This is a genomic window from Longimonas sp. (genome assembly GCF_046498435.1).
In the GTDB taxonomy this organism is placed as follows: Bacteria; Bacteroidota; Rhodothermia; order Rhodothermales; family Salinibacteraceae; genus Longimonas.
Map to the genome: position 1 here is coordinate 1 of NZ_JAWOAR010000245.1, position 11,379 is coordinate 11,379.

Genomic DNA, 11,379 nt, shown 5'->3' on the forward strand with positions numbered 1-11,379 from the left:
GTACAAAAGATTCTGGACGACTATTACCGCGATCGTACGTTTGGCGGGGGATACAGCAATGGCACCCCGGCTGCCGACGAGGCCCCAACCGAACCCGAGGAGGAGTATGCTCCGGTACAGCCCTCCAGCCTCGATGACTATGCCGATGATGAATCCTTCGATGATGAAGCCGTCGATGACGACTCCTTCGATGACGAATTCGATGACGAGGACCTCAACGAAGCCGATTCGCCGGCGTAGTTGATTCCTGCCCCTTAACAGTCGTTCTGCGGGCGTTCTACGCGAATGAAGCGCATTGCTGCGCATTCCGCTGTTTCTACGTTGCTGCTACTCTGGACTAATCTTCTACTTTCATGGCCACCCATCCCTCTTTGGATGAATTGACGCCTCGGCAGATTGTCGAGGAACTCGATCAGTACATCATTGGGCAAGACGATGCGAAGAAGAACGTAGCCATTGCGCTGCGGAATCGCTGGCGTCGTCGCAACGCGCCCGAAGATATGCGCGACGAGATCATGCCCAACAACATTATCATGATTGGGCCCACTGGTGTAGGCAAGACCGAAATTGCCCGTCGCCTGGCCCGGCTTGCCCGTGCGCCGTTCATCAAAGTCGAAGCCTCCAAGTTTACCGAGGTCGGCTACGTGGGGCGCGATGTGGAAAGTATGATTCGCGACCTGGCCGACATTGCGGTGAATCTGGTGCAAGAAGAGCACAAGGAAGCCGTACAAGAACGAGCGCGCGAACAGGCCGAGCAGCGCATCCTCGACATCCTTATTCCACCAGCCGACAAGGGCACAAGTCGCTCTTCTTCCAGCACCACCGAGGTGAACGGGCCAGGGTTTGTGCTCCAGCGTAGCGATGAAGAGGACAGCGACGCCCCTGCCCCCACCGATGAGGAAAACCTGCGCCAGCGCACGCGCAAGAAGTTTCGCGAGAAGCTGGCTAACGGCGAACTCGACGATCGCGAGATCGAAATTGAAGTGTCGAGCGATTCATCGTCGCCCATGATGCAGGTCTTCGGTCCTATGGGCATGGAGGAGATGGGCGTCAACCTGCAAGAGATGTTCGGCAACCTCGGCGGCAACAACCGCAAGAAGAAGCGTGTCACGGTTGACGAAGCCCGCGAGATTCTGACGCAAGAAGAGGCGCAGAAGCTCATCGATATGGACCAGGTCAAGGAGGATGCGCTGAAGCGCGTCCAGGAAACGGGTATGGTCTTTATCGACGAGATCGATAAGGTGGCCTCCGATAGCAGTGCACGCAATCAGGGTGGCGGTGCGGGCCAAGGCGTGTCGCGCCAGGGCGTGCAGCGCGACCTGCTTCCTATTGTGGAAGGGTCGAACGTGCAGACGAAGCACGGCATGGTCAAGACCGACCACATTCTGTTTGTGGCCAGCGGGGCGTTCCACGTCTCTAAGCCAAGCGACCTCATCCCTGAGCTACAAGGTCGCTTCCCGATTCGTGTGGAGCTGAATAACCTCGACGAAGACGACTTCTACCGCATCCTGAAAGAGCCTAAAAATGCACTGTTGAAGCAGTACCGGGCGCTCTTGCAGTCGGAAAACGTCAAGATTACGTTTGAAGACGAGGGCGTGAAAGAGATCGCTCGTGTGGCTGCGCAGGTCAATGCTGAAGTCGAGAACATTGGCGCGCGTCGCCTGCACACGATTCTTACCACGCTGTTGGAGGACATTCTCTACGATGTGCCCGACAAGATTCAGGACACCGAGCTTGTCATTGACGCCGAAATGGTGAAAGACCGGCTCAGCTCCATTGCCACCGACCGCGACCTGAGTCAGTACATTCTGTAAGCTGGTGCGGCGCGTAGTGCGACACCTGTATCCGGGCTCCACAAAAAAACGGCCCGTCTCCATTCCGGAGGCGGGCCGTTGGTTTGGTTGTCGGGCCAGAACGTCAGCGCATGACGAAAACAGCCCTACGAAATCGACTGGAAGCTCGACGGTACGCCTGGGGCGCCTGAAGTGCTCACGTCGGGAGCTGAGGGCGCATCGGCAGGTACATCGTTGCCCGTGCAGTACGCCTCGAAGGCCGTCTTCAAATCGTTTGCAATTGCGTTGGCACTGCGCCCTTCGATATGCTTGCGCTCAATCACATACACAGGCTGGCCGTTCTTGAAAAGCGCCATAAACGGCGACGACGGCGGAATGCCAGGCAGATATTCACGGGCCCGTTCAGTGGCCTCCAGGTCTTGTCCGGCAAAGACCGTAATGTATTCATCGGGTTGCACATCGAGCTGGGTGGCCATTGAAACAGCCGGGCGGGCGTTGCCGGCCGCGCACCCGCATACCGAGTTGATAACGAGCAGCAGGGTGCCACTCTCGGCTTCTTCGAATGCCGTATCAACAGCATCGGCATCGGTACACTCCGTAACACCCAGGCGCGTCAGTTCGGCGCGCATCGGTTTGACCATGGCTTCAGGGTAAGGCATAACAGCGGGTAAGTTGGTGTAACACAGCGACGGTTGCTTTTCATGAACCTTGTGGAGAAGTGCGTGATCCATGTGCCACAACGTTTGGCTATATCGTGCGTATGCTGTTACCTACACGCTGTTTGGCTCGGCTATACCACCGCGCCGACATGCTCTTGCCTCGCCCCAACCATGCTATGATTGACCAGGAAACCTTGTGGCATCACTACCATATTGGGCCTGCTGCAGTCTTCTCCGCAGCCTTGCTTGTGGGTACGTTGGTTTTATTTGTGGGGGGATGCGGAAGCTCAGCCTCCACCACGCAATCGGACGCTACCACGCAGCAGCACACGGCATCCGAAGACCTGGTAGCACGTTGGGAGACCGAGGCCGCCCGCTGGGAAGGGGTGCCGCACCAGTGGGGGGGAACTACGCGGCGTGGCATTGACTGCTCGGCCTTGGTACAGACGCTCTACCGCGACGTAGCCAATGTGCGCCTGCCTCGCACCACCCGGGCTCAAGTGCGCACCGGAGCGCGCGTGCGTCAGCAGGACCTGCAGCCGGGCGACCTTGTGTTCTTTCACCTCGACAAGTCGCGGCACGTAGGCGTTTATCTGGAAGACGGACAGTTTGTGCATGCCTCCTCAAGCCAGGGCGTAGCGATATCGGATCTTAGCGAATCGTACTGGGCCGAGCGCTACTGGACCGCCCGCCGTATTTCTGCTGCCCAGCCCGGTCAGGCCAACTCCGGCGCACCAACCAATGCTTCAGGCTCGGCCTCCTCCCGCAGCGGATGGTAAGCGCGCCTGACTATGCTCATTCTCCTCATTTACGCTCGCTTTTACCCTGCTTCATGGTTCTTAACGACACCCAGATTGCCGACCGCGCCACCGTCCACGACATGATCGAGCCGTTCGTCGACCACCAGGTGCGCGATGACGTGGTCAGTTACGGCCTCAGTTCGTTCGGATACGACATGCGCGTGGCTAACGCATTTCGCGTCTTCACGCCCAACATGTTCAACAGCGTCGTCGATCCGAAAGATCTTGACGACCGCGCACTGGTCGAAACCACGACCGATGACCACATCCTCATTCCACCCAACTCGTACGTGCTGGCACGCTCAGTTGAGTACTTTAAGATGCCCCGCGATGTGCTGGGGGTCGTACTTGGCAAGTCGACCTATGCGCGCTCGGGGATCATTGTAAATGTAACCCCCCTGGAGCCCGGGTGGGAAGGCCACGTGACGATTGAAATTGGCAATGGGACGCCACTTCCTGCCAAGGTATATGCTAACGAAGGCATCGCCCAGGTCGTGTTTATGCATGGCGAGGCGCCCAACATCTCTTACGCCGACAAGAAAGGCAAGTATCAGCATCAAACAGGCATTACGCTGCCGAGGCTGTAGTGCTTTGTCAATCCTCATTTTGATGGTTGTTCTGGCATCAGCCCCCACGAAGCCTGTCATGGTGAGCGCAGCCGAACCATCTCCTTGGTGTGTAGCAGGAACTTTTCGGGACAGCACAGCACGCGTATCCATCTGGTTTAGCCCAAACATTCAGGTGTGACAGAGCAGTAGGCTGCTCAGGAGCATGGGGGCGCATTTGGGGGAAGCCGAAAGCGCTGCAGACGGGCCAGCATCCGTAGTCACAAGAAAGGAGGTGTCCATTCCAAAGAACGGATCTTGGCTTCACTACGCTGTGCCTCTCCCAGCATGCATCACAGCCGCACAAGCTCTACACGGCGGTTATTCTGACGGCCCTCCTCGGTGTCGTTGTCGGTCATAGGCTCGTTTTCGCCCATACCCACAGCTTCAAGCCGATCGGTGTCGATTCCATGCTCGCTCATCAGGTAGGTCATAACCGAATTGGCACGCCGGTCGCTGAGCGCTCTGTTCATCTCAGGATCCCCAACATTGTCGGTGTGGCCCTCAATCCGGATGCGCAGATCCGGGTTTTCCGCCAGCATGCGTCCAATCTCGGTGAGTGTCCCCGTAGATTCTGGGCGGATGGTATCGCTTCCCGTGTCGAAATATATACCCTGGGTGGACACGCGTCCGTCAGCCATCAGGCGGTCGTAGAGCTGCTTTCCCCCGGCTGCTACGCGAATGTTGGAAATGTAGGCCGGGGCATCGCTTCTGCCACCAATGACAATCTCGATGAAGTCGTTGCGTTCGATCTGTAGCACAGGCATATTGGCGACACGTTGCTCATTAACGTACACCGTGCCGTACGTATCATCTACAGCAATACGGATGGGCGTGATCTCATCGCGATACGCTGTCACGCTGCGGAGACTCTCATTCGGCCCGCCAACTCCTGATTCGGAGCGTCCAAGCACGAAGTAAGATTGCCCGTGCCGACTAAAACTACGCGGCTGGGATATAGACGCCATAAAGACGCCGATTTGCATCCCAAGTCGACGTGCCGAAATATACGCATCAAACTCGATCGTGAAGCGCTCCGGGAGCGTCTCGCTCAGTGGGATACGGATGTGACTTTCAAGATTGGTGGATTCGAGCAGCGTGCGGCCTTCCCACTCAACGAGTTGCATCATACCGCCCAGAAACTCCAACTGCTGTGGGAAGCGCCCAATCGTTTCGTTCTCGAAGTTTGTGGCGAAGAGAACGCGGTTGCCAGGCACAAAGTCATAGTTTGCCCAGGTGCCCTCGCCAGGGCGTGCTGGAGAGGACTCGGCAACCTCGGTCTCTACCCCCGCCGCTTCAACAGCCGCTGCGGCCTCGCCAGGCTCATCGCCATCGCGCACCTCAACGACCTCTCCTTCTTCGTCAGTTACGACGACGGGGTCACCGTTTTCTTCAGCCTCGGAAATGCACTCGGGGTCGGTGGCCACGCACACGACAGCGTCTTCCATCTCGTCGAGAATGGAGTTCACCGCTCGTGAGGTCACATCTTCGGCCCGGCGTTCCACCTCGCGCTCAGCACGATCACGCATACGGTCCAGGATTTGGGCATCAGCACCCTCTGCGCACAGGCTGACAATAACGAGGAGTAATACGGTATAGCATATTGAACGATACCACATAATACACGGGGGGACTTAATAATAAGTAAAATATGAGGCTCTCTTTGAAAAGCGTATTTTATGAGAAGGGTAGGACACGAAGTACGGATTGTGCTATGGGTTCAGAAGGCGTATTTCTGCACGGTCAACGGCAGGGAGATGTATAGCACAACGTGATGTGACACAGCGCTGCATTCCGGACAGGAATGAGTGGCTGGAATCTTCATCTCATCCCATAACGCCCCGCTCGGCCAGCGAAGTATGCGTTTCTCCGGCTATAATGAGATGATCATGCACGGGGATACCCATGAGCTTGCCTGCCTCCACAAGCTGACGCGTGATGCGAATATCCTGGCGGCTGGGCTCGGGGTTGCCCGACGGGTGGTTGTGCAGACAGATCACCGACGCCGCGTTGTCGAGAATGGCCTGTTCAAAGACCGCACGCGGTTCTACGATACTGGAGGCCAGCCCGCCCTCGCTCACGGTGTAGTCGCCAATGATGATGTTGGCGGTGTTGAGGTGCACCACCTTGAAGATCTCCTTCTTGAGGTCGCGCATGAGCGGGCCGTACACCGCAGCCACGTCGTTGGGGCAGCCCACCTGCACCTGATCGCCCGAGCGTTGCGAGGCCGAGCGGCGCCCGGCCTCAAAGGCCGCCATCAGGCGAGTGGCCTTGGCTGGGCCGATGCCGCGTACGCGCACCAGCTCCTTCAGCGGACGCCGCGACACGTCGAAGAGCGAGCCGAACGTGCGCAAGAGCGTCTGCCCAAGCTGTACTGCCGACACGGGTCCCTCGCTCGTGCGGGTGCCCGAGCCCAGCAGGATCGCGAGGATCTCAGCATCCGACAGCCCGCCGGGGCCGCCCTGCATCAGCTTCTCGCGGGGCTGGTCAGAGGGGTCCCACGCGTGAATCGGAGCCTGATACGCAGCAATGGGCTCTTCAGAGTGATCGTCGCTGGATGTGTCGTCAGAACTGGAGGTATTGCTGGGTGAAGACGTGTTCGGCATAACAACGAGCAGAGGATCAACAGAAACGCAAACAGGACGCTACCATGACACGCGCAGGGCGGCCATCGTAACGTCCTGTGAAGAACGTCCGTCGTATCCGTAAGAAAAACGTCTACTCAGGTACCAGTTCGGTGAGCAGGTGCGCGTTGGTGGGGCTGTTGCGCACATGGCGGATGAGCGCTTGCATGGCCTCGACCGGATGCCGCGAGTTGAGGGCACGGAAGAGCTGATTGTGCTTGCGCAGGCGCACATCGCCCAGGAGGCGCTCTTCGTTGCGAGTGCCGCTCTCGCGCACATTAATCGCCGGGTAGATGCGCTTCTCGGCGAGGCGACGGTCGAGCACGACCTCGGCGTTGCCGGTGCCCTTAAACTCTTCGAAGATCACGTCATCCATGCGGCTGCCCGTTTCGACCAGCGCGGTGGCAATAATGGTGAGCGAGCCGCCTCCTTCGATGTTGCGGGCCGCGCCAAAGATCTTGCGCGGGGTTTTGAGGGCTTCGGCATCCAAACCACCACTAAGCGTGCGCCCGCTGCCATCCACAAACAGGTTGAAGGTGCGGCCCAGACGCGTAAGCGAATCGAGCAGCAAGACCACGTCCTTTCCCTTTTCAACGAGGCGCTTGCAGTACTCCATTGATAGCGTAGCTACGCGCACATGGTTGTCTTCGCCCCGATCGTTTGAGGAGGCGAACACCTCAGCCTGGGTGGAGCGGCGGAAGTCGGTAACCTCCTCCGGGCGCTCGTCAATCAGGAGCGTGACGAGATCGACCTCTTTATGGTTTTGGGTGACGCCCGCAGCAATCTGCTTCAGCAGCACGGTTTTACCTGCACGCGGGGGCGCTACAATGAGTGCACGCTGGCCTTTGCCGAGCGGCGCCACCAGATCCATAATGCGCATCGACACATCTTCAGGACCGGTTACGAGGTTCAGCTTCTCCTCGGGATAGATGATTGCGCCCTTATCGAATGCATCTTTCTGGGCCCACTCTTTGGGCGGCAGCCCCATCACCGTGTCGATCCAACCCACTTGCATGCCGCCTTTGCGTCCTGGTTTGAGCGAGCCCTCAACGAGCACGCCATCGCGCAGGTTGAACTTGCGGATCAGCGGCGGCGGCATAAACGGGTCGTCGTCATCTTTGGGAAGCGCCGGGTGCAGCTCACGCATAAACCCATACTTCTTCTTCCCGATGAGCTCAAGGAGACGCTTAAACTTTTTATCGGACATAAAGGTAGGCGTTGGAATGTTCGGTAAAGATTACAGCGCAGTGGCTGCGTGCTGAATCAGAAAAAGGCAAATCGGGCGTGGCTGTGCAGCGAATGGTATGGCTACGTCATACTTGCACGTAGCATTCGGCTCACATGCGATTCACATTAGACTCACATGCAGTTGCAATGCAAGTGGCATTATAGCACAGAAAGACGCAAGCCTTGTGGGGGCGTAGCCCGTATATCGAAAAGTGGCCCGTTCCAGCTTAACGCGTGCGTTTGGGCCGTTCAGGTTGGGAAGGTTTTGGGGACGCTTCGGGATGTCGAAGGCACATGCACAGTTGGGTGGGGCAGGCGACCGTGCAGGGCACGAGAGCGCAGGCTCGACCCGGATACGCTATGCCCGGCATCAGATCGTTTGTACAGATGCAGCGCACAAGTTCAACCTTCCAGGGCCTTCCCTTGAAGGCTCGGGGACGCTACCCACACCATGTGGGCGTGCTGCGCAAACGCAGTAAACAAAGCGCATGTGTAAGAACCAGGGAGAACTCGGGCCGACAAGGCCTGCCAGTAGCAAACCGCCCGAAACGACCAGTAGATCTTCATTAGCGACGCGTGCGGAAACGACCGTCGCAGCAAGTATAACTGCTTGCAAGAAGATAAGCAACAATACACGCGACGAAACGCAGACCCTGGATTAGGGTTTCCAACGAAGCGGGTCGCACGCAAACTCCACAGGTTCTTTTTGCAGACACCGTGCGCTCTCTAAGATCCTGCTGCGTGCCAAACAACGCCTTCCACCAGGCATTCGACGGATACCTGTGGGCGGTGCCCTGCGGGTATCTCTTCGCGCCACGCTCCTTACTCATTACGGCTCCTGCTTTCCTTGACTGCCACCGACCTTCATCGACACGTTGCTGGGCCGCCCGATGCGCCCGATGTGCTGCTCTTGCACGGCTGGGGCAGTTCCATTGCGCACATGCAGCCTTTGGCCGAGCGCCTGACCGACCGGTACCGCACGCACTGCCTTGACTTGCCCGGCCACGGCCACTCCCCTGCCCCGCCCGAGCCATGGGGCATCCCCGAACATGCCGCCCTCGTGGCTGACTACATCGAGACGGAAGCTACGGCGCCGCTACCCATCATTGGACACTCGAATGGCGGACGCATCGCGCTCTACATGGCCAGTCATGCTTCCTATGCCGATCTTGTCAATCAACTGATTCTGCTGGCACCCTCGGGCATCGAGCCGGAGCGGGCGCTTTCAACGCGGCTCAAAGGGGCCCTTGCGCGCACCATCAAAGCGCCGTTTACGTGGCTGCCCGAACCGCTGCAATCGCCCGCGCTCGACTGGCTGCACCACTCACTGCTCTGGCAGGCACTCGGCTCATCCGACTACAACGCACTCTCGGGCGTGATGCGCGCCACCTTCGTGCGAACCGTCAACCATCACCTCGACGACGATGTGCACCGTATCCAGGTGCCCACGCTCGTTTTTCGTGGCGAAGATGACACGGCCGTCTCCGACCGCCAGGTGCAGTACCTCGTGGACCACATCCCCGATGCCGGGCGCGTCGACCTGCCGGGCGATCACTATGCGCATTTACACGCGCTGGATACGGTAGCAGCAGCGGTGCGGCACGTCCTGGCGCATCCCCAACGCGAATCGCCCGAGACCGAGTCGTCTGACGCCGCATCTGAGCCTGCCTCTTCGTAAGCCCTGCTCCTATCATCGCCTGCTGTTCCTGTGTACACTCTGCTGCTTGCCACTGGCATTCTCCTTACGGCCGGTTTTGCCGGATGGCGTGCGTGGCGCCGCCTGCGTTTCTTCTTGCACGTATTTCAACTGGAGACGTACAAGCTTGATCGCTACATCAACTGGTGCCAGAGTCCGGCTATGCGCCCGGTGGCCGCCGGATGGTCGCACGCCCTTGGCGCCGTAGCCTTGATCGGGGCATTTCTCGCGTACGGCATGGGCTGGGCATGGACGGCGGCAGGGACGCTGCTTGCGGTCTGGCCGCTGCTCTTTATCTCTTCCCGTCGCTATCGTCGCGATAAAGAGAAAAAGCCGCTCGCCTTCACCGATCGCATGACGCGCCTGGCCACCACCGCTGGGATGCTCATGGCGCTGCTCGTAGGTGCTGCGGTGGGGTTGGGATACGCCTGGGACGGACCCGCAGCCGTTCTCGGTGGCATTACCGCGCTCTACCTGGTCGACTTCGGCGGTCCGCTCTGGGTGGCTCTTGCAGCACTCATCATGACCCCCGTCGAAAACGCGATCCAGGAGGGATTCAAACGGCAGGCGCGGGCCCGATTGCGTGAACTCGACCACCTGCACGTGGTGGGGATCACCGGGTCGTATGGCAAAACCAGCACCAAGCACATCGTGGCCGAACTGCTGGGGCAGTCGTACAACGTGCTGGCCACGCCCGGCTCCTACAACACACCCATGGGCATCTGCATTGTGGTGAACGAGAAGCTGCGGCCCGAGCATCAGGTGCTGGTGCTGGAGATGGGCATGCGCTACCCCGGCGACATCGCTGAGCTCTGCGACATCGCTACGCCCGATGCCAGCATCGTGACATCGGTCGGTGTAGCCCACCTCGAAACCATGGGATCGGTCGAGGCGATTGCCGAGGAGAAGGCCTCCATCATCGACCACACCGCGCCCGGCGGGCCCGTTGTGCTCAACATCGATAACGAACACGTCGAAGCGATGGCAGGCCGCGCAAACGGTCCCGTGTGGCGAATCTCGGCCGAGGGGCATCCCGATGCCGACATCGCGGCCACAGACATTCGCTACAGTACCAACGGACTTGCCTGCACCATCCGCGATGAAGAGGGACGCACCGCCGTCTTTGAGACGCACCTCCTGGGCAAGCACAACGTTACGAATCTGCTGCTTGCCGTGGCGCTGGGCCGCTCCATGGGCATCCGCCTACGCGCCATGGCCCACGCCGCGCGCCGTCTAGATCCAGTAGAGCACCGCCTGAAGCTGCGCACCGAAAATGGCATCACTATCATCGACGACGCCTTCAACAGCAATCCAGTCGGTGCACGCAACGCGGTCGATCTGCTCGGCGAAATCGAGGGCGGGCAGCGCTACATCGTGACGCCCGGCATGGTAGAAATGGGTGCACACGAGGACACCGCGAACTATGAGTTGGGCCTACACATCGCCGAAAGCACCGCCGATGCCGTCTACCTGGTAGGCACTGCCCAAACCAAAGCGCTGCAACGCGGCCTGCGCGACGGGGGCTTTCCCAACGCCCACATCCATGTGCATGACACGCTCTTCGACGCACAAGACGCTCTCGCCACGCAGCTACAACCCGGCGACATTGTGCTCTACGAAAATGATCTGCCCGACCAGTACGAGCCGGTGGCCGCGTAGTGCTCTGTCACAGGTCAAAGTTTCGGTAGCTTATACCATCTGCGCAGAATCGTCATGCAGATATTTAACAACTGACCTGTTCACGTTTTCACGGTGCCCGACGCAAAATGACGGGCTCCTGAACAAACACATGGAGCCGCCTTCCCGAAGGATGGATCCCGGATCAGCGGTGCCAGGGGCACCTTGTCCGGGATGACACATTGGTACGTAGTGCTGAACGTTGTGTTATACGCAATGCCCCACTCAGGTGTCATCCTGGACGCAGTGAGCTTGCGAACGGAGATCCAGGATCCAGGACATAAGCGCACTTCACGAG

9 protein-coding genes and 1 pseudogene are annotated in these 11,379 nt (G+C 59.0%); 6 read left to right on the forward strand and 4 right to left on the reverse strand.

Features of this window, described 5'->3' with window-relative positions:
- Both R6U20_RS09310 and hslU read left to right on the forward strand, forming a co-directional pair.
- Positions 1-240: pseudogene (locus tag R6U20_RS09310) on the forward strand (hypothetical protein); the annotation flags it as partial.
- Between the two features lie 113 nt (positions 241-353).
- The gene (gene hslU, locus R6U20_RS09315) at positions 354-1,814 is read left to right on the forward strand and encodes an ATP-dependent protease ATPase subunit HslU (protein WP_410337583.1); all 1,461 of its coding nucleotides are present in this window, start codon (positions 354-356) and stop codon (positions 1,812-1,814) included.
- Between the two features lie 125 nt (positions 1,815-1,939).
- On the opposite strand, the gene R6U20_RS09320 is transcribed toward hslU, so the two are convergent.
- Positions 1,940-2,452 (reverse strand): BrxA/BrxB family bacilliredoxin, encoded by a 513-nt coding sequence (locus tag R6U20_RS09320; protein ID WP_410337584.1) that lies wholly within the window; start codon positions 2,450-2,452, stop codon positions 1,940-1,942.
- A 122-nt stretch (positions 2,453-2,574) separates the two neighbouring features.
- Here R6U20_RS09320 and R6U20_RS09325 point away from each other — a divergent pair, with 122 nt between their 5' ends.
- Entirely contained in the window at positions 2,575-3,231 is a 657-nt protein-coding gene (locus R6U20_RS09325) for a C40 family peptidase (protein ID WP_410337585.1), read from the forward strand.
- 53 nt (positions 3,232-3,284) lie between these two features.
- Positions 3,285-3,839: a dCTP deaminase gene (gene dcd, locus R6U20_RS09330; RefSeq protein WP_410337586.1), complete on the forward strand. Its 555-nt coding sequence runs from the start codon at positions 3,285-3,287 to the stop codon at positions 3,837-3,839.
- A 311-nt stretch (positions 3,840-4,150) separates the two neighbouring features.
- On the opposite strand, the gene R6U20_RS09335 is transcribed toward dcd, so the two are convergent.
- The 3 genes from R6U20_RS09335 to rho form a co-directional block, all read right to left on the reverse strand.
- On the reverse strand, positions 4,151-5,386 hold the full coding sequence (locus tag R6U20_RS09335; protein WP_410337587.1) for an OmpA family protein: 1,236 nt from the start codon (positions 5,384-5,386) through the stop codon (positions 4,151-4,153).
- A gap of 297 nt (positions 5,387-5,683) precedes the next feature.
- Positions 5,684-6,463 (reverse strand): RadC family protein, encoded by a 780-nt coding sequence (gene radC, locus R6U20_RS09340; protein ID WP_410337588.1) that lies wholly within the window; start codon positions 6,461-6,463, stop codon positions 5,684-5,686.
- Between the two features lie 112 nt (positions 6,464-6,575).
- Complete coding sequence (gene rho, locus R6U20_RS09345) at positions 6,576-7,688, reverse strand: transcription termination factor Rho (protein ID WP_410337589.1); 1,113 nt, start codon at positions 7,686-7,688, stop codon at positions 6,576-6,578.
- Between the two features lie 867 nt (positions 7,689-8,555).
- Between rho and R6U20_RS09350 the strand changes: the two genes are divergently transcribed.
- Both R6U20_RS09350 and R6U20_RS09355 read left to right on the forward strand, forming a co-directional pair.
- Positions 8,556-9,386 (forward strand): alpha/beta fold hydrolase, encoded by an 831-nt coding sequence (locus tag R6U20_RS09350; RefSeq protein WP_410337590.1) that lies wholly within the window; start codon positions 8,556-8,558, stop codon positions 9,384-9,386.
- A gap of 30 nt (positions 9,387-9,416) precedes the next feature.
- Positions 9,417-11,063: a Mur ligase family protein gene (locus R6U20_RS09355; RefSeq protein WP_410337591.1), complete on the forward strand. Its 1,647-nt coding sequence runs from the start codon at positions 9,417-9,419 to the stop codon at positions 11,061-11,063.
- Positions 11,064-11,379 lie beyond the last annotated feature (316 nt).